This window comes from Rhodococcus sp. PAMC28707 (assembly GCF_004795915.1).
In the GTDB taxonomy this organism is placed as follows: Bacteria; Actinomycetota; Actinomycetes; order Mycobacteriales; family Mycobacteriaceae; genus Rhodococcoides.
The window spans coordinates 774,026-796,706 of record NZ_CP039253.1 but is presented as its reverse complement, the minus strand read 5'-3'; the positions used below and the strand labels follow the sequence as shown (position 1 = coordinate 796,706).

General features: G+C 62.5%; 21 protein-coding genes, 1 pseudogene and 1 riboswitch. Of the genes and pseudogenes, 11 read left to right on the top strand and 11 right to left on the bottom strand.

The window, feature by feature from the left end:
• Nucleotides 1-79: 79 nt before the first annotated feature.
• Nucleotides 80-325 carry a hypothetical protein gene (locus E5720_RS03690; protein WP_136169521.1) on the bottom strand — a complete coding sequence of 82 codons (246 nt, stop codon included), beginning with the start codon at nt 323-325 and terminating at the stop codon, nt 80-82.
• 178 nt (nt 326-503) lie between these two features.
• Nucleotides 504-968: a tRNA (cytidine(34)-2'-O)-methyltransferase gene (locus E5720_RS03685; RefSeq protein WP_210729955.1), complete on the bottom strand. Its 465-nt coding sequence runs from the start codon at nt 966-968 to the stop codon at nt 504-506.
• 34 nt (nt 969-1,002) lie between these two features.
• Here E5720_RS03685 and E5720_RS03680 point away from each other — a divergent pair, with 34 nt between their 5' ends.
• From E5720_RS03680 to E5720_RS03670, 3 genes are read left to right on the top strand one after another with little or no spacing between them, the layout of a single operon-like run.
• Nucleotides 1,003-1,611: a pentapeptide repeat-containing protein gene (locus tag E5720_RS03680; protein WP_136169520.1), complete on the top strand. Its 609-nt coding sequence runs from the start codon at nt 1,003-1,005 to the stop codon at nt 1,609-1,611.
• A gap of 54 nt (nt 1,612-1,665) precedes the next feature.
• On the top strand, nt 1,666-2,535 hold the full coding sequence (locus E5720_RS03675; RefSeq protein ID WP_210729954.1) for a bifunctional methylenetetrahydrofolate dehydrogenase/methenyltetrahydrofolate cyclohydrolase: 870 nt from the start codon (nt 1,666-1,668) through the stop codon (nt 2,533-2,535).
• Between the two features lie 6 nt (nt 2,536-2,541).
• Nucleotides 2,542-2,817: a DUF3017 domain-containing protein gene (locus E5720_RS03670; protein ID WP_136169518.1), complete on the top strand. Its 276-nt coding sequence runs from the start codon at nt 2,542-2,544 to the stop codon at nt 2,815-2,817.
• A 20-nt stretch (nt 2,818-2,837) separates the two neighbouring features.
• On the opposite strand, the gene E5720_RS03665 is transcribed toward E5720_RS03670, so the two are convergent.
• The gene (locus E5720_RS03665; RefSeq protein ID WP_247596151.1) at nt 2,838-3,977 is read right to left on the bottom strand and encodes a homoserine O-acetyltransferase; all 1,140 of its coding nucleotides are present in this window, start codon (nt 3,975-3,977) and stop codon (nt 2,838-2,840) included.
• An 11-nt stretch (nt 3,978-3,988) separates the two neighbouring features.
• Complete coding sequence (locus tag E5720_RS03660; RefSeq protein WP_136169516.1) at nt 3,989-5,326, bottom strand: bifunctional o-acetylhomoserine/o-acetylserine sulfhydrylase; 1,338 nt, start codon at nt 5,324-5,326, stop codon at nt 3,989-3,991.
• Nucleotides 5,327-5,485: 159 nt separating this feature from the next.
• Nucleotides 5,486-5,612, bottom strand: a riboswitch (SAM riboswitch).
• A 344-nt stretch (nt 5,613-5,956) separates the two neighbouring features.
• Between E5720_RS03660 and E5720_RS03655 the strand changes: the two genes are divergently transcribed.
• The 5 genes from E5720_RS03655 to E5720_RS03635 all read left to right on the top strand — a co-directional run bounded on the left by E5720_RS03655 (nt 5,957) and on the right by E5720_RS03635 (nt 11,951).
• Nucleotides 5,957-7,180: an NADP-dependent isocitrate dehydrogenase gene (locus E5720_RS03655; RefSeq protein ID WP_136169515.1), complete on the top strand. Its 1,224-nt coding sequence runs from the start codon at nt 5,957-5,959 to the stop codon at nt 7,178-7,180.
• 285 nt (nt 7,181-7,465) lie between these two features.
• Nucleotides 7,466-8,617, top strand: a complete 1,152-nt coding sequence (locus E5720_RS03650; protein ID WP_136172425.1) for an MFS transporter — start codon at nt 7,466-7,468, stop codon at nt 8,615-8,617.
• A gap of 102 nt (nt 8,618-8,719) precedes the next feature.
• Nucleotides 8,720-9,394, top strand: coding sequence for a response regulator transcription factor (locus E5720_RS03645; protein WP_136169514.1), 675 nt, complete (start codon nt 8,720-8,722; stop codon nt 9,392-9,394).
• Nucleotides 9,391-10,392, top strand: a complete 1,002-nt coding sequence (locus tag E5720_RS03640; RefSeq protein WP_168708271.1) for a HAMP domain-containing sensor histidine kinase — start codon at nt 9,391-9,393, stop codon at nt 10,390-10,392. Before E5720_RS03645 ends, E5720_RS03640 begins: the two co-directional genes overlap by 4 nt.
• Before the next feature lie 53 nt (nt 10,393-10,445).
• Entirely contained in the window at nt 10,446-11,951 is a 1,506-nt protein-coding gene (locus E5720_RS03635; protein ID WP_136169513.1) for a DUF4173 domain-containing protein, read from the top strand.
• Between the two features lie 17 nt (nt 11,952-11,968).
• On the opposite strand, the pseudogene E5720_RS03630 reads toward E5720_RS03635, so the two are convergent.
• Nucleotides 11,969-12,309, bottom strand: a pseudogene (locus E5720_RS03630) (DUF2200 domain-containing protein).
• A 126-nt stretch (nt 12,310-12,435) separates the two neighbouring features.
• Between E5720_RS03630 and E5720_RS03625 the strand changes: the two are divergent.
• The 3 genes from E5720_RS03625 to yhjD are packed head-to-tail and all read left to right on the top strand — an operon-like array spanning nt 12,436 to nt 15,397.
• Nucleotides 12,436-13,242, top strand: coding sequence for an exodeoxyribonuclease III (locus E5720_RS03625; RefSeq protein ID WP_210729953.1), 807 nt, complete (start codon nt 12,436-12,438; stop codon nt 13,240-13,242).
• A gap of 45 nt (nt 13,243-13,287) precedes the next feature.
• A complete protein-coding gene (trpS, locus tag E5720_RS03620) occupies nt 13,288-14,328 on the top strand; it encodes a tryptophan--tRNA ligase (protein WP_136169511.1) in 1,041 nt (346 codons plus the stop codon).
• Nucleotides 14,329-14,368: 40 nt separating this feature from the next.
• On the top strand, nt 14,369-15,397 hold the full coding sequence (gene yhjD, locus E5720_RS03615) for an inner membrane protein YhjD (RefSeq protein ID WP_136169510.1): 1,029 nt from the start codon (nt 14,369-14,371) through the stop codon (nt 15,395-15,397).
• Between the two features lie 9 nt (nt 15,398-15,406).
• Here yhjD and E5720_RS03610 read toward each other — a convergent pair whose 3' ends face one another.
• The 6 genes from E5720_RS03610 to E5720_RS03585 form a co-directional block, all read right to left on the bottom strand.
• Complete coding sequence (locus E5720_RS03610; RefSeq protein WP_136169509.1) at nt 15,407-16,708, bottom strand: D-alanyl-D-alanine carboxypeptidase family protein; 1,302 nt, start codon at nt 16,706-16,708, stop codon at nt 15,407-15,409.
• A 90-nt stretch (nt 16,709-16,798) separates the two neighbouring features.
• Nucleotides 16,799-18,748: a 3D-(3,5/4)-trihydroxycyclohexane-1,2-dione acylhydrolase (decyclizing) gene (gene iolD / locus E5720_RS03605; protein ID WP_136169508.1), complete on the bottom strand. Its 1,950-nt coding sequence runs from the start codon at nt 18,746-18,748 to the stop codon at nt 16,799-16,801.
• Nucleotides 18,745-19,641 (bottom strand): 5-deoxy-glucuronate isomerase, encoded by an 897-nt coding sequence (gene iolB, locus E5720_RS03600; protein ID WP_136169507.1) that lies wholly within the window; start codon nt 19,639-19,641, stop codon nt 18,745-18,747. Before iolB ends, iolD begins: the two co-directional genes overlap by 4 nt.
• Before the next feature lie 88 nt (nt 19,642-19,729).
• Entirely contained in the window at nt 19,730-20,689 is a 960-nt protein-coding gene (iolC, locus tag E5720_RS03595) for a 5-dehydro-2-deoxygluconokinase (RefSeq protein ID WP_136169506.1), read from the bottom strand.
• Nucleotides 20,686-21,606 carry a TIM barrel protein gene (locus E5720_RS03590; RefSeq protein ID WP_247596283.1) on the bottom strand — a complete coding sequence of 307 codons (921 nt, stop codon included), beginning with the start codon at nt 21,604-21,606 and terminating at the stop codon, nt 20,686-20,688. Before E5720_RS03590 ends, iolC begins: the two co-directional genes overlap by 4 nt.
• Before the next feature lie 11 nt (nt 21,607-21,617).
• Entirely contained in the window at nt 21,618-22,625 is a 1,008-nt protein-coding gene (locus E5720_RS03585) for a Gfo/Idh/MocA family oxidoreductase (RefSeq protein WP_136169505.1), read from the bottom strand.
• Between the last annotated feature and the right edge of the window lie 56 nt (nt 22,626-22,681).

Sequence of the window (22,681 nt, the reverse complement as noted above, 5' to 3'; positions counted from 1 at the left end):
GGTCATCAGTGAATTATCCCTACACCGTGTAACAATTCGGCACGCCTTTGCGGGCCTCGTTCGCTGTCGGGGAGTTGCCTTACGATCCTTCGACGAAGCGCACTCTGCTCGTCGCTTTGGTCGGGTTGTTCGTTCCCCTCGCCGGGTGCAGTGGGAGCAGTGGGGAAGGGCAGGTTCCGGCGTCGGATTCGACGTTCACGGCCTCTGGAGCAATGGATTTGTCCACTGTCACGGTCCAATTCAGTACCGAGGACCTCGCACCCTCACCGTGGCCGAACAACTTCTGGGACGGAATCGTCGCTGGATGGAATTCGCTTGTCGACACCGGGAGAGACTCGCTGGTGGCCCTCAGCGGGGCCATTTACGTGCTTGGGAACTCTCACAGTGAGTGCTCCGATCGTCTACGTCATCGTCAGGATCGTTTGCCGCGGCACCACCGAGAGGGTCGAACCAGAGGGTCGAGTCAGGGGAATGATGTCGAAGACGCAGAACCGACGTGACCGTCACACGCTCCCGGCGAATCCGTGTTGGCGCCATGCCTCGTACATGACGACAGCTGCCGCGTTGGCAAGGTTGAGCGATCGTCGACCCTCGATCATCGGAATACGCAACTGTTCGGTGACCAGCGGATCGCCGAGCACTTCCTCGGGAAGACCGGTCGGTTCGGGACCGAACAGCAACACATCACCCGGTAGGTACGACACGGCCGCGTGAAACTTGCTCGCATGCGCGGTATAGGCGAACACCCGTTCCGGCGCCAATGCCTCCCAGGCGGCATGCAGGTTCTCGTGGACGGTCACCGAGGCCAGATCGTGGTAGTCCAGTCCGGCGCGCTTGAGTTTGGGCTCGGACATGTCGAAGCCCAGCGGACCGACCAGGTGCAGTTCACATCCGGTGCCGGCGACGAGTCGGATCGCGTTCCCGGTGTTCTGAGGGATACGCGGCTGAAAGAACATGAGGCGAAACACCCGGCTTACTCTGCCATCAGCGGTACCGGGAACAATGGCAGAGGTGCACGAGAAACAGATTATCGGCGAGGACTACTCCGACGCGAGACTCGACCAACAGCAATGGGACGACCGTGAGTACGTGGCGTGCAACTTTCGAGACGCCGACCTGAGCGGCGTGAAGACCACCGCGGTGGTCTTCACGGAATGTGACTTCACCGGCACGGATCTGACCGAATCGGTCCATGTCAACGCGGCTTTTCGCTCCTGCACCTTCGCGCGGACCAACCTGCAACACAGCGTCTTCCGTCACTCGACCATGATCGGCTCGACGTTCGTCGATTGTCGGATGCGCCCGTCGACTTTCGACGAGGTCGACTTCACGTTGGTAGGAATGGGGGGAGCTGACATGCGCGGGATGGACTTGACCGACTGCCGCATGGTCGAGGCGAACTTGGTGAACACCGACCTGCGCAAGGCGATATTGCGTTCGGTGGATCTCAGCGGCGCAAGAACCGTAGGCGCCAAGATGCAAGAAGCCGATCTTCGCGGGGCCCGGATCGACGCACACCTCTGGATGTCTGCGACGGTGACCGGTGCCCGGATCGAGTTGACACAGGCGGTCGCCTACGCCCAGGCGCACGGGCTTTCGGTCGAGGGCTGACTACTTGCGGACCGGCGTCCGCTCCACCTGCCGGCACCTGGAACAATAGCAATCGTGACTGCGAAGATTCTGGACGGCAAAGCAACTCGAGACGAGATCTTCGTCGATCTCACTCAGCGAGTGACAAAGCTACGAGAACACGGGATCGTTCCCGGACTCGGCACGGTGCTGGTGGGCGATGACCCCGGCTCGGCGGCGTACGTCCGCGGCAAACACAACGACTGCGCCAAGGTCGGTATCACCTCGATTCGACGTGATCTGCCTGCAGACATCTCACAGGCGGAGCTCGACGCCGTGATCGACGAGCTCAATGCCAATCCCGAGTGCACCGGTTACATCGTGCAGCTTCCACTTCCGAAGCATCTCGACGAGAACGCTGCGCTCGAACGAATCGATCCATCCAAGGACGCCGATGGACTGCACCCGATCAACCTCGGCCGACTCGTCCTCGGCAAGCAAGCGGCGTTGCCTTGCACCCCACGTGGGATCGTCCACCTCCTCCGACGCTACGACGTCGCGCTCGACGGGGCCCATGCTGTCGTCATCGGTCGAGGGGTGACGGTTGGCCGTCCTATCGGTCTGCTGCTCACTCGCAAGAGCGAGAACTCCACCGTCACCCTGTGCCACACCGGGACCAAAGACTTGGCCGCGGAGGTTCGCCGCGCCGACATCGTCATTGCGGCCGCGGGTGTTCCCGGGATCGTCACCGCGGACATGATCAAGCCCGGTGCCGCAGTGCTCGACGTCGGGGTTACTCGAACGGATGAGGGACTGCGCGGGGACGTTGCGCCCGAGGTGGCCGAAGTCGCCGGTTTTCTCTCACCCAACCCGGGTGGAGTCGGGCCGTTGACGAGAGCGTTCCTACTTTCGAACGTGGTCGAGCGGGCCGAGCAGGCTCTCGCAACCACCACAGAAGCGGTCTGACCTTCGATGTGGTCCCAGATTCGCAAGAACCTGCCGTTCGTCATCGTGCTCGTGATCATTGCGGCGGCGCTCGTTCTCGTTCTTGCGGATCGGTGGCGCCGAGGTGCCTTCGTATTAGGTGTGGCGATGATAGCGGCCGCAGGCTTCCGGTTGTGCTTGCCGGAGAATCGCGTCGGCCTACTGCAGGTCCGAAGCAGGACCTTCGACGTCTCGGCTATGGCGCTGGTCGGGGGAGCGATCGTGTTGCTGTCGGCGTCGATCGATCCGCTCGGCACCGACTGAGTATTCGACCGGTCGAATACTCAGCTGGTGCGACCCGTCGACACGCGCGCATGCTTCATCGTCTCGCCGAGCAGTGCGGATACTGCGCTGGCTTCGGTCAGAAATCCGTCGTGGCCATCACGTGACTGAATGACCTCGAGGCCGCGGCATTCCGGGAGGCCGCGAGCGAGTTCCTTCTGTAGCCGCAACGGATAGAGTCGATCGGAGTCGACGCCGCCGACGATCGTCGGGACGGTTGCCATGGCCAAGGCCGCGTCGAATCCGCCACGCCCACGTCCGATGTCGTGCCGGTTCATGGCTTCGGTCAACAATACGTAGGTACTCGCGTCGAAACGGTCGACCAGCTTGCTCGCTTGGTGCTGTAGGTAGCTTTCGACCGAGTACCGTCCGCCCTGCCACGGATCTTCTTCACCTTGGCCGGAGTTGGCGAATCTCAGGTCGAGCTCGCTCTCGGTTCGGTAGGTCAAGTGTGCGATCCGGCGCGCTATGCCCAGTCCGACCCGTGGGGCCCGGCCGGTTCCGTGATAGTTGCCGCCCTGCCAGTCAGGATCGGACTTGATCGCCTCGATCTGAGTTGTCTGCGTACCGATTTGGTCGGCAGTTGCGCGACCTCCGACCGCGAGCACCAGAGCTGACGCGACGCGGTCCGGGTATCCGACTATCCACTCGAGGGTGCGCATGCCTCCCATCGAGCCGCCGACCACGGCTGCGCACCTTTCGATGCCGAGTACATCGGCGAGAGCTATCTCCGCGGACACTTGGTCGCGGATCGAGATCTCCGGAAAGGCACTGCCGTACGGGACTCCGCTCGAATTCAGCGAAGACGGTCCGGTTGTCCCACCGCAACCACCGAGCACGTTGGAGGCGATGACACACCACTCGTCCGTGTCGATCGGAGCACCGGGTCCGACCATCCCGTTCCACCACCCGGGCAAGGCATGAGCACCTCCGGCAGGTCCGGACACATGCGAGTCCCCGGTCAATGCATGCTCGACGAGCACCACGTTGTCGCGATTCGGGGACAGCTCACCCCAGCGTTGAACGGCGATGGTCACCTGTGGCAGTGACGCGCCGTTCTCGAGGTCCAGCCGACCGATGTCGATGTAGCCGAGCCGTCCGTCCGGCGCAGGAAAACCTGCGGCCGAACGGACGTCGTGCACTGAGCCGATGGTCAAGACGCCGCCGCAGCGAATCCGCGCTCGAGATCAGCGACGATGTCGTCGATCCCTTCGATGCCCACCGCGAGGCGCACCAGTCCCGGAGTGACGCCCGCCGCGATCTGCTCCTCGGGTGACAACTGCGAGTGAGTTGTCGATGCGGGATGAATCACGAGTGAGCGCACATCACCGATGTTAGCGACATGGCTGTGCAGGCTCAGTGCGTCGACGAACTTCTTGCCGGCGTCGATGCCGCCCTTCAGTTCGAAAGCGACAATTGCGCCCTGCCCCTTCGGTGCCAATTCCTGGCCACGTGCGAACCACGGGGAGGACTTCAGGCCTGCGTAATTGACGCTCACGACCTCGCTACGAGCCTCGACGAAGGCTGCTACCTTCTGAGCGTTTTCGACGTGGCGTTCCATCCGAAGGCTCAGCGTCTCGAGTCCCTGGCTGATCAAGAATGCGTTGAACGGTGCGACTGCGGCTCCGATGTCGCGAAGCAGTTGGACCCGAGCCTTGAGGGCGAAGGCCGGTGCACCGAGGTCCGCAAACACCACGCCGTGATAGCTCGGGTCGGGAGTGGTGAAGTTGGTGTGGCGCCCTTGGGTCCAGTCGAATGTGCCACCGTCGACTATGACGCCTGCGATAGCCGTGCCGTGGCCACCGAGGTACTTGGTGGCCGAATGGACGACGATGTCGGCGCCGTGCTTCAGCGGCTGGATGAGATACGGCGTCGCGACAGTGTTGTCGACGATGAGTGGAAGGCCGTTCTCGTGCGCGATCTTCGACACTCCGGGAATGTCGAAGATGTCGTTCTTCGGGTTCGAGATCGTTTCGCCGTAGAACGCCTTCGTCTTCGGCGTGATCGCGGAGCGCCATTGCTCGAGATCGTCCGGATCGGAGACGAAGCTGACGGTGATACCCAGTTTCCGCAACGTGTAATGAAAAAGGTTGTACGTCCCGCCGTACAAGCGCGGGCTGGAGACTATGTGATCGCCTGCTTCGGCGATGTTCAGAATTGCAAGAGTCTCGGCAGCTTGTCCGGAGGCCAAGAGCAGTGCCGCGACGCCACCCTCCAGCGCTGCGATGCGCTGCTCCACGGCATCCTGCGTCGGGTTCATGATGCGGGTGTAGATGTTGCCGGGCTCGGTCAGTCCGAAGAGCGCGGCAGCGTGGTCGGTGCTGTCGAAGGTGTACGACGTCGTCTGGTAGATCGGTAGCGCGCGTGCGCGTGTAACGCCGTCAGCGTTCTGGCCTACGTGGATTTGCTTGGTTTCGAAGCTCCACGACGCGGCGGGATCTTCGATGGGTGAGCCGGCGGCATCTACGACGTCGGGCGTGTTCTCGCTCATGGTGGGTAACTACTCCGTTTTCGGTTCAAGAGTGCGATTCGGCTGGGGCTCGGCGTAGCGAACCGGGCGGGGCGTATCGAAGCGACAACACATCGTGAACCTCCTAGGGGCTTGCAACCGAGCATGGCTGTGCTCGGTTGTTGGGTTCGCCCCTGGGCGAACCCGCGCTTGTTCTCCGACTACGCGAACGCAGTCGACTAACCAGGTCTTCTCACCCGGGGCACCCCACCGCGGTTGGAGGGTTGCCGGCCAGCAAGCCGGGGCTTTGACGCTGGCACTCATGACCTTCGCAGATCCTAGCGTGTCCTCCGACACGTGGAATAGCGACACCGGTGTGGATGCCGATCGGGCTGTGACCAGGGAGCACAGTGGTGGGCGTTCAGAGCTTCCCTGATAGGGGTACCAGCCGTGCCGGAGCGGTCAAGCAGTACGCTTGTCTTGTTTCCTCGCACGCTCACCGCACTACGCGCGCGGCGTATACGTTCGAGTCGAGTACACGCACTCGGCCCAGCATGGAAGAGGCGTACTACGGGTGGGACCGCTGATCGACCCACAACGTCGGTTCTGCGGCAACACTGACAGCTTCGGAAGACGAAAACGGCATACTTCCCAGGAGGACGCGAACCCCACATGTCCAAGATCAAGGTCGAAGGCAAGGTCGTCGAACTCGACGGCGATGAGATGACACGCATCATCTGGCAGTTCATCAAGAACAAGCTCATCCATCCGTACCTCGACGTCGATCTCGAGTATTACGACTTGGGAATCGAATCCAGGGACAAGACGGATGACCAGGTCACCGTCGATGCCGCGAACGCAATCAAGAAGCACGGCGTCGGCGTCAAATGCGCGACGATCACTCCGGACGAGGCTCGCGTCGAGGAATTCGGCCTGAAGAAGATGTGGCGTTCGCCGAACGGGACCATTCGCAATATTCTGGGTGGCACCATCTTCCGGGCACCGATCATCATCTCCAACGTTCCGCGTCTGGTTCCGGGCTGGACCAAGCCGATCATCATCGGCCGTCACGCCTTCGGTGACCAGTACCGCGCCGTCGACTTCAAGGTCCCCGGACCCGGCACCGTGACCATCACCTATATGCCCGAGGACGGCAGTGAGCCGATCCAGCACGAGTTGGTCAGGTTCACCGAGGAGAGTCTCGGCGGCGTCGTGCAAGGTCAGTACAACTTCAATCAGTCGATCATCGATTTCGCCCGTGCGTCGCTGAATTACGGTTTGCAGCAGAACTACCCGGTGTACTTGTCGACCAAGAACACGATCCTCAAGGCCTACGACGGCCAATTCAAGGACACCTTCCAGGATATTTACGAAAAGGAATTCAAGGCGGAGTTCGACGCTGCCGGACTGACGTACGAGCACCGCCTCATCGACGACATGGTCGCGTCGTCCATGAAGTGGGAGGGCGGATACGTATGGGCCTGCAAGAACTACGACGGCGACGTCCAGTCGGACACCGTCGCGCAGGGCTTCGGTTCGCTCGGCCTCATGACGTCGGTTCTGCTCACGCCGGACGGTAGGACGTGTGAAGCAGAGGCCGCACACGGCACGGTGACTCGCCATTTTCGTCAGCACCAGCAAGGCAAGCCGACCTCGACCAACCCGATCGCATCGATATTCGCGTGGACTCGCGGTCTCGAGCACCGCGGCAAGCTCGACAGCACTCCCGAGGTCATCGGCTTCGCTCAGGCATTGGAAGACGTCGTCGTCAAGACCGTCGAAGGTGGCCAGATGACCAAGGACCTAGCCGCGCTCGTCGGGGGAGATCAGGGCTATCTCTCCACCGAAGAGTTCCTCGGCGCACTCGACGAAAACCTGCAGAGGGCCCTGAAATAGTTCAGTTGCACAGCTGAGCACCTGCTCGGGTGAGGACAATCACCGGGCATGGACTCGGAAATAGAGTGCACGCGGGATGAGAATCGCAGAGGGGGACGTTCCCTACCGGGGGCGTCTTCTTCTTTATGTTCGACGCCGATCCGACTCCCATCTCGATGAAAAGGTTGTTCTGCTGTGACTGTCACCGATTCCGCGTTCGCCAAGAACGTCAGCGCTGTGCGCGGGCGGGTGTCGAACGGTCCGAGTGACGATCGCAGAACATTGTCCACTCGTCGACGGCTCGCGATGCTTGCCCTGTCCATCGGCGGCTTCGGCATCGGCACCACCGAGTTCGTGTCCATGGGTCTGTTACCCGAAATGGCAACGACCATGAACGTCTCCGAGCCGAGCGCCGGACATCTCATCTCGGCCTACGCACTCGGAGTGGTCATCGGCGCCCCCGTCATCGCAATACTGGCAGCACGCGTACCTCGCCGGGTGTTGCTGCTCGCCTTGATGGTCGCATTCACCCTCGGCAATCTCGGCACGGTCTTCGCGCCGAGTTTCTACGAGTTGATGGCGTCGCGTTTCGTTGCAGGCCTTCCGCACGGCGCCTATTTCGGTGTCGCGGCGTTGGTCGCCGCGCACCTGGCGGAGCCGGGCAAACGCGCCAAAGCGGTGGCCATGGTCATGATGGGTCTGTCGATCGCCAACGTCGTCGGGGTGCCGGTGGCCACGTGGGTCGGGCAGTCCTTCGGATGGCGCAGCGCCTTCGGCATCGTCACGGTCATCGGTGCCTTGACCGTCGCTGCGATCGTTGCGTGGATGCCACGCCTGAACGGAATGCCCACCACGCGGGCGATAACCGAGCTCGGTGCCTTGGGTCGTCCGCAAGTGTGGATGACACTGATCATCGCCGTCGTCGGTTTCGGCGGGATGTTCGCCGTGTACACCTACATCGCAACCACTCTCACCGACGTCTCGGGCCTGTCGAAGGTTTTCGTTCCCGTTGCGCTGATGATTTACGGGCTCGGCATGGTCGCAGGCAACTATGCGGGTGGCCATATCGCGGACCGCATGCTGATTCGGGGGATGTACATCTCGATGACCGCGATCGCCCTGAGTTTGTTCGGTTTCGTGTTCGCGGCGCAGAACCCGTACACGGCCTTGCTGTTCGTGTTTCTGATCGGCGCATCCGGTTCGTCGATGGTGCCTGGTTTGCAGACCCGACTCATGGACGTCGCAGCCGATGCACAGACTCTCGCCGCCTCGCTCAACCATGCCGCGTTCAACCTTGCCAACGCGATCGGCGCAGCCGTCGGTGGTGCAGTGATCGCTGCCGGCTTCGGATACACCGCTCCTGCGGCTGTCGGCGGTGTGTTGGCGCTCGGTGGCATGGTCGTGCTGACTGCTGCGGTCATGATGCAGAAGAAGTCCGACGCGAAAGCCGCGCTCTAGCCGAGACTCCGCCGGGCGGGTTGTGACTGTGCGGCGCGATCTTCACCGAACCTCCACATTTCCCGTCGTTCCCCTCCATAGCCGACCTCTAGGGTCAGGGGCATGAACCGCACAGTCCTGGTCGTCGACGACGAACCGACCATCTCCGACGCGCTTGCCGCGCGCCTGCGTGGTGAGGGCTTCGACGTCGTGACGGCTGCTGACGGTCCCACCGCAGTCGAGGTGTGCGCGAGAACTCGGCCCGACGTGGTGGTGCTCGACGTGATGCTGCCGGGCTTCGACGGGCTCGAGGTGTGTCGGCGAATTCAGGCACAGCGTTCGGTGCCGGTCCTGATGCTTACCGCGAAGTCCGACGAGACCGACATGTTGGTCGGCTTGGGTGTCGGTGCGGACGACTACTTGTCCAAGCCCTTCAGCATGCGTGAGCTGGTTGCCCGCGTTCATGCGCTCGTCCGGCGCTCGGAGCGCGTGATGGTCGACGAATCCGCTCCCACCCGTATCGGTTCCATTCGGATCGATCACGATGCGCGCCGAGTATCGGGCGCCGACGGTGAAATTCATTTGACACGAACCGAATTCGACATTCTGACGTATCTTGCCTCTCGCCCCCGGACCGCCGTCGGCCGTGACACGCTGCTGGCGGAATTGTGGGGATGGGAGGACTCGGCGAGTAGCCGTACCGTCGACAGCCATGTGAAGGCGTTGCGACGCAAGCTCGGTGGCGACCTCATCAGAACTGTGCACGGCGTCGGGTACGCGTTGGAGGTGCCGCGATGACCTCCGTGACCGACGCCTTCGTGTCGATGACGCGCAGGTTGCCGCGCCCGCTCGATCCGCTGGGTTCGTTCAAGTTGAAGGTGTCCTTGATCGTGGGTTTGGTGCTGGCGGCGGCAAGTATCACGTTCTGGTTCGGGGCGGGGTGGCAGTTTCGCTATGCGTTGTTGGCAGCACTTGTCATCTCGTTGGTGGCGACGCAGGTAGTGGCACACGGGATGACTTCGCCGTTGCGAGAAATGACCGTGGCGGCGGGGGCGATGGCGCGAGGAGACTATTCGAGACGGGTACGCGCGACTTCTCGGGACGAGATCGGGCAACTCGCTGCAGCCTTCAACACGATGTCGACAGATCTCGAAGCAGCCGAGAAGTATCGACGAGAGCTGATCGGGAACGTCTCGCACGAGCTGAAGACCCCTATCGCAGCGTTGCGAGCGGTACTGGAGAACCTGGTCGACGGGGTCAGTGAACCCGAACCGGCAACCCTGTCCGTTGCGCTGCGGCAGACGGAGAAGCTCGGTGATCTAGTGACCGAGCTACTCGACCTGTCGCGGTTGGAAGCGGGGGTCCTCACCCTCCACGCGGAACTCTTCGGGGTGTACGAGTTCCTGTCGGACACGACGAAGGGGCAACCCCGCGTGCACATCGACGTGGTGCCGCCGACCCTGTCGATCGTGGCCGACAAAGCGCGACTGACCCAGGTCGTGAACAACCTGGTGGACAATGCCGTTCGGCATGCATCGTCCGGAGCGGACGTCGCACTCTCGGTTCGACAGGTCGGTGGCCGACTTCTGTTCGACGTGGTCGACGACGGCCCGGGTATCGCACCCGAAGAACGGTCGAGGGTGTTCGACCGGTTCACTCGCGGTGGTTCCACCGATGGCGGCACCGGGCTGGGTCTGACGATCGCCCGCTGGGCGACCGAATTGCACGGCGGCACAATCGAAGTGCTCGATCGTAGTCCCGGATGTCATATCCGGGTATCCATTCCTTGTAACTGAAACGGAAATCAGCTCACCACCACCGCGGCTTACCAGTGCCGTGGAGCTCTGTCATGCCTGCAACAGAAAGAGGTCTACTCGTGATCATCGTAGAACAGCCCGAAGTCGTTGTGAAAAAGCAGAACTGGTCCCTATGGCCACGCCGAGTCTGGCCGGCACGCCGTTACGCGGCAGCGCCGCGCAATGCCTTGATCGGCGCGCTGGTCGTCGGGTGCATCGGTGCGGTCGTTCTCGGTGATCGCGGGATCGGCTACCCCATCACTGCCGTGGCGATCATCTTCGCGGCACTACGTGCATCGAAGGGCGCACCGACGCGGTGGCAGATGGTCGGCGCTGTTGGAGTCGTCGCCCTGAGTTCGATCGCCGCACTCCGTGCCGCGGAATGGCTCGTGACGCTCGCCGTCGTAATGGCCGTGCTCGTCGCCGGGGTCGTGCTCTCCCGCTCGTGGACGTGGACAGGGGTCGCTCTCGGTGCACTGATTCCCTTACTGGTGCCGGCCCGCGTACTGCGTTGGTGCACACGGGGATCGCGCAAAATCGACATGCGGGGATTTGCGCCTGGTCGAGTATTTCGCGTCGGCGCCACGACGGCCGTCCTGTTCCTCGTGTTCGCAGGTCTTTTCGCCGGAGCCGACCCGCAGTTCGCCGACGTCCTGTCCAGTGCGACACCGACAGTGCGATTCGACAGCGGGTTCGCCCGGATTTTCCTCTTCGCACTGGTTGCAGCGGGGACTCTCGCGGTGTCGTACGTCGTCGCCAATCCGCCCCGATTCGATGCTTTGGCTCGGCCGAGCGCCGGATCGCTCCGGCTGTGGGAGTGGACTGTTCCGCTGGGATCATTGGTCGTTCTGTTCACGATGTTCGTCTTCGTTCAGCTCCGAACCCTGTTCGGAGGGCAAGCACACGTCAGGACGACCGGCGGATTGACGAACGCCGAATATGCGCGCCAGGGGTTCTGGCAGCTTCTCGCGGTGACGGTACTGACTTTGCTGGTGCTCGCGGTCACGATCCGAAAGGCGTCCCGCGTGTCCGGATCCGACCGACTTGCACTGCGTCTGCTGCTCGGCGTGCTCTGTGTACTGTCCTTGGTGATCGTCGGATCGGCACTTCATCGCATGTCCCTGTACGAACAGCAATACGGATACACGACGCTGCGGGTGTTCGTCACCGCTGCGGAACTGTGGCTCGGGTCGGTGTTCGTTCTGTTGATGGCCACCGGAGTGTCGATGTCCGGCCGATGGCTACCCCGCGCGGTTGTGGGAAGTGCCGTCCTGGCCGTCCTCGCGTTGACAGTGATCAACCCCGACGCATATATCGCCCGGCAGAACGTGGATCGCTTCGAGCAGACGGGGAAGATCGACACGACATATCTTTCCCGTCTGTCCGCCGACGCCACCGAAGAACTCGACCGACTTCCCGAGCCGTACCGCAGTTGTGCGATCGGCAACGCGGTAGGAGCGCAGCGGAGTTGGAACGAATGGAATTTTGCCGACTCACAGGCCCGTCGAATTCTGATCGAACAACCGAGACGACAGTGCGCAACCCATGCAGTGCGGTGACATTTCGAAGCGCCGAACTATGCCCGTAGAACCTTCTCCATCGGCCGGCCCTTCGCCAACTCGTCGACCAACTTGTCGAGGAAACGAATCTTCTGCATCAGTGGATCTTCGACCTCTTCGACGCGCACCCCGCACACCTTGCCGGTGATCAGCGAAGAACCAGGTTCATCTCCGCGTCCGCGAAGAAGTCCTCGAACGTCGTCTCGGCGGCCAGATGAGCGTTCAACGCGGCTTCGTCGAAGCCGGTGAGCCACTCGATCACCTGATCGAGTTCGGCCTTGTTGCGCCCCTTGCGTTCCAACTTCTTCACATACAGCGGATACACGGCCGCAAAGCTCGTGGAGAAGATCCTGTGCATGTGTTCGAGTGTAGTTTCACGAGCTGGCGTTGCGGTTTCTCGAGAATTACCTCTCGAAGATCGTCGGTATGTGAAGCGATGGTGGCGGTGACGTGGAGTGTCGCTGGGCTCGGATACGGTGCCCACGTGCCTATCACCGTATCCACAGTCAACGTCAACGGAATTCGTGCTGCCACGCGTAAAGGAATGCTCCCGTGGTTGGAGGCGACCGACGCCGACGTGATCTGCCTGCAGGAGACCCGTGCGAACGACGGCGAGTTGACCAAGGCGCTGGCCCCGGCACTGGACGGCGGCTGGCATCTGGCGTCGGCTGAGCCGTCGATCAAAGGCCGTAATGGTGTTGCCATTCTCTCGCGTACCGCTCCGGACGCCGTTCGCGTTGGGATCGGCGCAGAGGAGTTTGCAGAGTCCGGCCGCTACATCGAGGCGGATTTTGCCGATGTGACGGTGGCCAGTCTGTATCTGCCGTCCGGTGAGGTCGGAACCGAGCGCCAGGATGAAAAGGAACGTTTCATGGCGGTCTTCGCGAAATATCTCGCGGAGACGGCGACGTCCGCGATCGCCGAGGACCGTGATGTCGTCGTGTGCGGAGACTGGAATATCGCGCCCACCGAACTCGATATCAAAGCGTGGAAGACCAACCGGAAGAAATCCGGATTTTTACCTGAAGAGCGCGAGTGGGTGGCCGCACTCCTTGCCCCGACGTCCCCGTGGACCGACGTCGTGCGCGAGCTCAACCCGGAGGTCGAGGGCCCGTACAGCTGGTGGTCGTATCGCGGCAAGGCCTTCGACAACGACGCGGGCTGGCGAATCGACTACCAGTTGGCCACGCCGTCACTGGCCGAGCGCACCAAAGACGCCGTCACCGAACGCGCCGAAGCATACGACCAGCGTTGGTCCGACCACGCCCCGGTCACCGTTCGCTACCGCTAGAACCTGCGCGAAATCCGGTTGTCACTACATGAAAAGATCGTGACCATGTCTGCTCCCGCCACCACCGATACACCGCAAGGACCGCGACAGCGCGTCCTGTCCGGAATCCAGCCGACTGCCGATTCTTTCCACCTCGGCAACTACCTGGGGGCAGTACGTCAGTGGGTGGCGCTCCAAGACGATTACGACGCGTTCTACTTCATCCCGGATCTGCACGCCATCACCGTTCCACAGGACCCGAAGGTGTTGCGTCAGCGGACTCGGATTGCTGCTGCGCAACTGTTGGCTGTGGGTATCGATCCGAAGCGATCCACCTTGTTCGTGCAAAGTCAGGTGCCCGAGCACGCTCAGCTCGCGTGGGTCCTCAATTGCATCACCGGGTTCGGTGAAGCCGGCCGCATGACGCAGTTCAAGGACAAGTCCGCCAAGCAGGGACGTGATCAGACGACTGTCGGGTTGTTCACGTATCCGGTTCTCATGGCAGCCGACGTTCTGCTCTACCGACCCAATCTCGTTCCGGTAGGGGAGGATCAGCGTCAACACCTCGAACTGACGAGAGATCTGGCACAGCGTTTCAACACGCGATTCAAGAAGACGTTCGTGGTGCCGGATGCTCACATCATCAAGGGCGCTGCCAAGATCTTCGACTTGCAGGAACCGACGGCCAAGATGAGCAAGTCCGGTTCCAATCCTGCGGGCATCATCAACATGCTCGACGACCCGGCTGTGTCGGCGAAGAAGCTTCGTTCGGCAGTCACCGACAACGAGCGCGAGATCGCGTTCGACCCGGAGAAGAAGGCCGGCGTGAGCAATTTGCTGGTCATTCAGTCGGCGCTGGGAGGCCGATCCGTGGACGCTCTCGTGGAGAGTTACCAGGGCAAGGGCTACGGCGACCTGAAGTCGGATACGGCAGAAGTGCTCACCGAGTTCGTCACGCCGCTTAAAGCCCGGGTCGATGGGTATATGTCCGATATTGCCGAACTGGACCGTATTCTCGCAGACGGCGCGGATCGGGCCAGGGAGGTAGCTTCACGGACATTGGCTCAGGTGTACGACCGCGTGGGGTTCCTGACTCCGCGCTCGTAACAGCTCGGGAGCACCGACCAGGCCAGAGACAGGCGAGAGGGTGATTGTCGTTCCCGACTTCACAGCGATACTGCAGCAACGCCGGGACAAGTGGCCGTGGCTCGACCATACGGTCAGGGCCGCACAGCGTTATCAGGCACAAATGGGCGACTACTACGCCGCCGGAATGACGTACTTCAGTGTGCTTGCGCTGTTCCCGCTGCTCATGGTGGCGTTCGCGATAGCTGGCTTCGTCCTCGTGGGGCACCCGGAGTGGCTGAACAGCATCAGTACTCAGATATCGGAGAGTATCCCCGGCAGCTTGGGCGAGACCGTCAATTCGCTCATCGAGTCAGCCATCGAGTCACGGGCAAGCGTCGGCATCATCGGTCTTTTGGGCGCGTTGTATGCGGGGCTGGGTTGGGTGGCGAAGCTTCGAGCTGCGCTGACTGCGATGTGGGAGAGTCAACGCGAGCAGGACGGTTTCGTCGCGACCAAGTTGAAAGATCTGGCGGCGCTCTTCGGTCTCGGTCTGGCTATCGTCGTTTCGCTCGGCTTGTCGGCGCTCAATGGCGGGTCGGTGATGCGGAGCCTACTCGAGTTCTTCAAGCTCGATAGTGTGCCGGGTGTCGGAATCTTCCTACGGGTCGTGTCGGTGCTGTTGGCGCTCATTGCGACGTGGGGCCTGTTCACCTGGGTGATCTCGCGTCTGCCACGGGAGCCGGTGCCGTTTCGTAGCGCCTTGATGGGCGGGCTGCTGGCTGCCATCGGTTTCGAGATCTTCAAGCAGATAGCGGCCATCTATTTGGCATCGGTGACCAGCGGGCCTGCCGGTGTGGTGTTCGGTCCCATCATCGGTTTACTCGTATTCGTCTTCACGACTTCACGGTTCGTGCTGTTCGCGACAGCTTTCTCGGCGACCACGAGTGAAAGCATGGCTATGGCATTCGTGCCGCCGCCTGACTCGGCGGTCATCACCACCCGCGTCGAGGTCAGCGACGGCCCGTCCCTCAAAGGCGGCATCGCCCTCGTCGGTGCGGGAGCACTCGCTGCGATAGGACTTACCGGGTTGCTCGGCCGTCGTAAATGACGGCCGGCCTCATCGGCGCCGGTTGAGTTGACGCGCCCCCAGCATCAGCCCGAGCACTACGAGTAGTCCGATCGCACCGATCCCAACCCGGACTGCCGTGTCGCCGCTCGTTTCCAGAGCGGACGCACGGGCGATCGACCCACCATCCGCCGGCGGAGCTGCAAGCGCAGGGACCGGGGCTGTCGCTCGAGTGCTCGTGACGTCGCCGACCGACTCAGGCTCCACCAGCGTGCCGACACTCGTCCCTGATGGAAGCGCAAATCCGTAGTCCAGCAGGCGTGCTGCTTGCTCCCAGGGCCGGATGGGTAAGACGTCGCCCTTCATGATCGTCACCGCCAGCCTTCTACCGTCCTTCTGTGCACCACCGACGAACGTTTGCCGAGCATCATCGGTATAGCCGGTCTTACCGCCGAGAGCGCCTTCGTAGTTGTAGAGAAGTTGATTGTCGTTGGACAGGATGAAACCCGGGCGATCTTGATCATCCGGGATGCTGGGGTCCTTGGGGAATCCTGGGAATTGAACGGTCTCGGTCGAGATGAGCGCAGCGAAGGTCGGATTTTCCAGTGCGGCACGGAAGAACAAGGCGAGGTCGTAGGCAGAACTGGACATCCCTGGTGCGTCGAGGCCGGACGGCGTTGCAGTGTGCGTGTCCAGCGCGCCCAGCGACTCGGCGAGCGCGTTCATCTTCTCCACCGCCGCGGCGTCACCACCCAATTGGGTCGCCAGAGCGTGGGCGGCGTCATTTCCCGAAGCCATCACGAGACCCTGCATCAGCTGAAAGTTGCTGTAGACGCCGTCTTTGCCGATTCCGACTGCGCTACCTTCGGCATTAGCGTCCTCTGCCGTCGCGACGACGACCTTGCTGAGGTCGAGTTCGTCCAGCGCCACCAATGCCAACAGGATTTTGATGGTGCTCGCGGGCCGATAACGGCCGTGTGGGTCCTTCGCGGCGATGACGTCGCCGGAATCGAGATCCGAGAGCACCCACCCGGTTGCAGAAATGTCGGCTGGAAGCGGAGGAGCGTCGTCCGGGGTGATGGTGCCACATCGGCTCAGCTGTGAGCCACCGACCGGGTCGGCAGGGACGGGTCGTGGGGCGGGAACAGTCTCGCCTGGCGTCGGTACCTCGGAGAGGTCGATTGCCGGAGGCGGTGACGTGGCGAACGGGCAGTCGTCGGTGTTCGGCGTCGTGAACGGTGGAGTCGTCACGGCCGGAGGCTCGGCGGCAGGCTGCGCGAGGGCAGGGCTGCTCGCGACGAACAGGGCAGCGGTCGTGGCGAGGGCAGCGGTCACCCGGAGGATCGTTCTCATCGCGAACCACGGTATGCGCTCCGATCGGCGAACCTGCGCCGACCCACCGAACGCCCCACTGCTGTTCGCCGCTGTATCGATTGCGCCGGGTCAGTTTCCTGACGGTCGGAGGAAAGGGCGCTGGATCTTCTTCCATTTCTCGTAGATTGCATGTGCGGCTCGAGTCGACTCGAGCGTCGAAGTGGCGCTGACCGGAACATCCCACCAGGATTCGGAATCGGGGGAGCCGACCAATGGGTCGGTCTCTACGTGGATGACGGTGGTTCTATCGCTCGCCTTGGCGGCCTCTATCGCATCGCAGAACTCGGCAGAGTTCCGCACGCGCGCCACCGCGACGCCCAAGCTTGCCGCGTTTGCCGCGAGGTCCACCGGAAGGACACCGCCACCCCGGTCGTCGCGATAGCGGTACGCGGTCCCGAATCGCTGAGAGCCGAGCGATTCCGACAACGAACCGATGGACGCGAACCCATGATTCTGCACCAGGATTACGATGATCTTGACACCTTCCTGTACGGCGGTGACCAACTCGGTTGCCATCATCAGGTACGAACCGTCGCCGACCATGACGAAGACGTCGCGGTTCGGCTCGGCCATTTTGGCTCCGATGCCGCCGGCGACCTCGTAGCCCATGCACGAGTAGCCATATTCGACGTGGTAGCCCTTGGGGTCCCGGACGCGCCAGAGCTTGTGTAGATCGCCGGGCATCGAGCCCGCGGCACAGACGACCACATCCGAAGGCCCGGACATCGTGTTCGTCAGACCGATGATCTGGCTCTGGTTCAGCGGTGCGGTCGGATCGTCGATCCGGTAAGCCGAAGCGACCGTTGCGTTCCATTCCTCGTTCAACGACGTTGTTCGCGTGCGATATTCGCTCGACACCTCGTAGTCGGCCAATGCGCCCGTGAGGGCCTCGAGTGCTTCGCGAGCGTCGGAGACCACCGAGAGTGCCCCCTGTTTGACCGAGTCCATGGACGCAACGTTGATGTTGACGAAGCGGACATTCGGATTGTTGAATGCGGTCCGCGACGCGCTCGTGAAATCGCTGTACCGCGTGCCGATTCCGATGACCACGTCAGCGTCGGTAGCCAATGCGTTGGCGGCAGTCGTGCCGGTGGACCCGATAGCGCCGACCGACTGTGGATGGTCGTACCGCAACGATCCCTTGCCTGCTTGGCTCTGACCCACCGCGATACCGGTCTGCTCACAAAACGCAGTGAGCGCGTCGGTAGCACCGGAGTAGACGACGCCGCCACCGGCCACGATCAACGGTCTCTCGGCCGTGCGGATCAGCTCGGCGGCTCGGGCGATGACCGACGGTTCCGGTAACGGTCGTCGGATGTGCCAGGTGCGCGGCGCAAAAAGTGACTCGGGCCAATCGAACGCCTCGGCCGCAACGTCTTGAGGAATAGCAACGGTGGCTGCACCTGTCTCGACCGGATCGGTGAGTACCCGCATCGCGCCGAGCAGTGCGCTCGGCAACTGCTCCGGTCGCCAGAGACGGTCGAAGTATCGAGACAGTGGCTTGAATGCGTCGTTGACGGTGATGTCACCGCTGGACGGGAGTTCGAGCTCCTGCAGTACCGGCGCGCTGACCCGCGTCGCGAAAGTGTCTGCGGGGAGCAGCAATACAGGCAATCGATTGATCGTCGCGAGAGCAGCCCCGGTGAGCATGTTGGTCGAACCCGGCCCGACGCTGGCGGTTACGGCCCACGTCTGCAACCGGTCCTTCTGACGTGCGTAGGCGACGGCGCTGTGCACCATGGCCTGCTCGTTTCGACCGAGGACGTAGGGCAGTTCCGATTCGGTGCCGGCTTCGGCGGCATCGATCTCGGCTTGCAGCAATGCCTGCCCGAGGCCGGCGACGTTGCCGTGCCCGAAAATGCCGAACGCGCCTGCGAAGAATCTGGTGCGGTGGCCGTCGCGTTCGACGAACTGGTTCACCAGGAACTTCACCACCGCCTGGCTCACCGTGAGATGAACCGTCCCTTCGGTGTTGTCGCACTTGTTCGCGGGGATCGGCACAGTGGGCACCACGGTCATGCTCCCTCGGATGCGGTGCGGGGTGTCGGGATTGACAGTGGAAGGCGGTTGTCGACGGCGCGATCGGCCCAGGTGCCTCGGATCCAGGAGTGCTCGGGATCGTCGACGATGTTCCAGGCGCGCACGGCACCCGCCCCGGCCATGACGTTGAGGTAGTACATGTCGTAGCCCGGCGCGGCGACCGACGGGCCGTGGTATCCGTGCGGCACCAAGACGACATCGCCGGTGCGGACCTCTTCGAGGACCTCGATAGGGCGATCTGTCGTGCCGTAGACGCGGTGATAGCCGAATCCTCTGCTTTCGCTGGGCCCTTCAGCGATTTCGAAGTAGTAGATCTCTTCCAAGGCAGACTCTTCGGCAGTGTTCTCGTCGTGCTTGTGGCCCGGGTACGAGGACCAGTTCCCGCCCGGAGTGATGACCTCGCACGCGAGGATCGAATCAGCATCGAAGGCGTCCGCTGTACTGAAATTGTGCACCTGACGGCTGCAGTTACCGGCCCCGCGCAGTTCGACCGAAACTTCCGCCGCAGGAACGTAGCGAAACGGCAACTTCGACGCTGCACGCGCGCCGCACAGTGCAAAACGCCCACCATCGACGCTCGAGACGGAGTACGAGGAGCCCTTGCCGACGTAGACGAAATCGGTGGGTCCGTCGAACACCGAACGTCGGCCCCGTAGTTCGAATGTGGTGCCGTCACTGGTCACGGCAGCAGATCCCGAAAGCGGCACGATCAGGATCTCGTCCCGCTCGGATAGCAGTTCCGCGGATCGGCCCGCAGCGAGATTCAGAATCCACAGGCTGGACTCGGTCCACCCCGCGGACGTCGGTGTCACGACGACGTCGAAGTCGCCGTGGCCGCCGGTGCCTGCGGCGATGTAGTACTCGGAATTCATATGTCATCTCACCACCTTTGGTGTGCGAATGGCGCTGACCTCAACATATGTATCGGCGGAGGATATCGAACCGGGTGAGCTGACGCGCTCAGACATCGAGAGACTCGGCAAGCGCAGCGACCTCGCTCGCGGTGGGCATCGCGGTGGAGCATTCGAGACGCGAAGCGACGATAGCTCCGGCCGCGTTGGCATAGCGAAGAATCATCTCCAGCGGCCAGTCTGCGAGGAGCCCGTGGCAGAGTGACCCGCCGAAACTGTCACCGGCGCCGAGACCGTTGACGACGTCGACGAAGTACGGCGGAACTGTCACCGTCTGCGACTTGGTCTTGCCGAGAACACCCTTGGCGCCCTGTTTGACGACTGCCAGTTCGACACCGAGATCGAGCAGTGCATCAGCGGCCTTGTGCGGATCGGTTTCGTCGACGGCGATCTCGCACTCTTCGATGTTGCCGACGGCAACCGTGACCTGGAGGAGCGCTCGCTGTACCTGCTCGGTTGCTGCCGCGGGTGACTCCCAGAACATCGGTCGATAGTCGAGATCGAGGACTGTCAACGGTGCTCGAGCTCGTGCCTCGAAAGCGGTGAAGTGTGCACTGCGGCTGGGCTCTTCGGACAGGCCGGTCACCGTGGACCAGTAGAGACGCGCGTTCGCCACGACGGCACAGTCGATGTCCTCGGGCCGGATGTGCAGGTCCGGGGCCGAGGGCTTGCGATAGAAGTACAGCGGAAAGTTCTCGGGAGGGAAGATCTCACAGAACGTCACCGGGGTGGCGAACTGGTGGTCGGTGACGACATAGCGAGTGTCGACGCCCAAACGAGCAAGTTCAGCGGAGACGAACCGTCCGAAAGGATCGTTGCCGACTCCTGAGATGAGCGCAGTTCTCGAACCCAGGCGCGCGGCCGCAACCGAGACGTTCGCTGCACTACCACCGAGAAATTTACCGAACGTCTTGACGTGTTCGAGGCCGACACCGGTTTGCAACGGGTAGAGGTCCACACCGCAGCGTCCAATGGCGAGCACGTCGATGGCACCGGCCGAGCTGGTCAAGATCTTGCTCCTGCGCGGTATGCGGCACGGTGACCAGGCCGCCTGCGCGAGTCGACGACGCTCCGCAGATACTCGGCGCAGGCGATCACTTCGGCGACCGGACCGGCGCCGGTAGGTTCGGACACGAGAACGGTGTCCTGCTCGAGCACGAACCAGCCGTCGTAGTCGACGTCGAGCAAGCCGTTGACGACTCCGGCGATATCGACGTCACCGGTACCCAACCGGGTGTACATCCCCTCGGCGACAGCGTCGGTATAGGTGAGCTCACCGCCGCGGACCCGAGCCGCGAGTGCGGAGTCGACATCCTTGAGGTGAACATGCGTGATGCGGTTCGCGTGCCCCTCGACGAGTTCGAGGGGATCGGTGCCACCGATCAGCAGGTGACCTGTGTCGAGGCACAAAGGAATCGCCGAACCTTCCAATACCCGGTCGACCTCCTCGCGCTTCTCGACGACCGTGCCCACATGTGGATGCAGAACGACACGAACCTTGCGCTCGGCACCCGCCTCCTGCATACGGTCGAGGTTCTCGAGCAACGTGTCCCACTGCGCATCATCGAGCTCGGGGCGCGAGTCGTAGCCGTCCAAGCCGGTCGCGGCAGCCAAGACGAGTACCTCGGCGCGGGAGGCGACGAACGCGTCGAGCAGTGGGGCAATCCCAGGAACCGGGTCGTGCTGAGCGTGATGCAGCAACACCGGCGCGAATCCACCGACGCACTCGAGATGATGTCGTTCCAGCGTTGCTGCAAGTTCACGTGGATCCACTGGCAGAAAACCCTTGGGCCCGATCTCGGTCGCAGTCAGCCCGGCGTCGCGCATCTCGCTCAGAACTCGCTCGGACGCCATCTGATATCCCCATCCGGGGACCTCGCAGACGCCCCACGAAATCGGTGCTCCGGCAATACGAATGTCGGCGATGTCGCTCGTGGTCACAGGCGGACCTCGTCTATTCGCACCGGGCGGTGCTGCTGTAGCGACAGGGTTGCGGCCTCCGCAATGAAAGCCACTTCGAGTGCATCGCTTGCGGTGCAGGGTGATTCGCGTCGGCCCACGATCACATCGACGAACGCGGTGAGTTCTGCCCGATACGCCGTCGTGAATCGGTCCATGAAGGAGGTATGGGGGATACCGCTGGGGAATCTCACGCCTACTTCCAGGTTGCGGACCGGAATCTGCTCATCCCAACCGGCGACGACGGAGTCTGTCGATCCGTGCACTTCGAGCCGACAGTCGTAACCGCGGGCGTTGTAGCGGGTGTTGGACACGACACCGATCGTGCCGTTGTCGAACGTGAGGATGATCGTGGCAGTGTCGACGTCACCGGCTACGGTGAACCGTGCATCACCCTGGTTGGCGCCCGCTGCGTACACCTCGATGACCTCGCGGCCGACGATCCACCGGACGATGTCGAAGTCGTGCACGCTGCAGTCGCGGAAGATGCCGCCGGAAACTGCGATGTACTCCATCGACGGGGGCGCTGGGTCCAATGTCGTGGAGCGGACGGTATGCAGCCAACCGAGATCACCGGAGACCACAGCGTCTTTGGCAGCGACGAAGGCGGGTGCGAATCTTCGGTTGTATCCGACCTGTACCGGGACGGAGGACATCGAGATCTTCTGCACGATGGCACGGCATTCACCGGGTGTCGCGGCAAGTGGCTTCTCGCAGAACACCGGAATTCCGGCGTCGACGCACGCGAGGACCAGTGATGCGTGCGACGGCGTGGCTGCGGCAACGACCACGCCGTCGACTCCCGATGCCAGCAGCGCCTGTGCGGAATCGACCGGCAGTGTGCCGAACTTCGCTGCGACAGTTGCCGTGAGGTCAGCGCGTGCGTCGGTGACGACGAGGCCGTCGACTCCGTCGAGTGTGCTCAGAGTGTCGGTGTGAAAAGCGCCGATCCGGCCGAGGCCGATCACACCGACTGTTACGCCCATGACGAGCCTTCCCTTGGAAAGTGTTCATGCCCAGTGTCGAAAGTATCAACTCGAGG

Excerpts from the sequence above, each read along its gene's own strand:
- E5720_RS03680 (WP_136169520.1), top strand. The coding sequence starts at position 1,003 with ATGGCAGAGGTGCACGAGAAACAGATTATCGGCGAGGACTACTCCGAC.
- E5720_RS03670 (WP_136169518.1), top strand. The coding sequence starts at position 2,542 with ATGTGGTCCCAGATTCGCAAGAACCTGCCGTTCGTCATCGTGCTCGTG.
- E5720_RS03660 (WP_136169516.1), bottom strand. The coding sequence starts at position 5,326 with ATGAGCGAGAACACGCCCGACGTCGTAGATGCCGCCGGCTCACCCATC.
- E5720_RS03655 (WP_136169515.1), top strand. The coding sequence starts at position 5,957 with ATGTCCAAGATCAAGGTCGAAGGCAAGGTCGTCGAACTCGACGGCGAT.
- E5720_RS03650 (WP_136172425.1), top strand. The coding sequence starts at position 7,466 with ATGCTTGCCCTGTCCATCGGCGGCTTCGGCATCGGCACCACCGAGTTC.
- E5720_RS03645 (WP_136169514.1), top strand. The coding sequence starts at position 8,720 with ATGAACCGCACAGTCCTGGTCGTCGACGACGAACCGACCATCTCCGAC.
- E5720_RS03640 (WP_168708271.1), top strand. The coding sequence starts at position 9,391 with ATGACCTCCGTGACCGACGCCTTCGTGTCGATGACGCGCAGGTTGCCG.
- E5720_RS03635 (WP_136169513.1), top strand. The coding sequence starts at position 10,446 with ATGCCTGCAACAGAAAGAGGTCTACTCGTGATCATCGTAGAACAGCCC.
- trpS (WP_136169511.1), top strand. The coding sequence starts at position 13,288 with ATGTCTGCTCCCGCCACCACCGATACACCGCAAGGACCGCGACAGCGC.
- E5720_RS03610 (WP_136169509.1), bottom strand. The coding sequence starts at position 16,708 with ATGAGAACGATCCTCCGGGTGACCGCTGCCCTCGCCACGACCGCTGCC.
- iolD (WP_136169508.1), bottom strand. The coding sequence starts at position 18,748 with ATGACCGTGGTGCCCACTGTGCCGATCCCCGCGAACAAGTGCGACAAC.
- iolB (WP_136169507.1), bottom strand. The coding sequence starts at position 19,641 with ATGAATTCCGAGTACTACATCGCCGCAGGCACCGGCGGCCACGGCGAC.
- E5720_RS03585 (WP_136169505.1), bottom strand. The coding sequence starts at position 22,625 with ATGGGCGTAACAGTCGGTGTGATCGGCCTCGGCCGGATCGGCGCTTTT.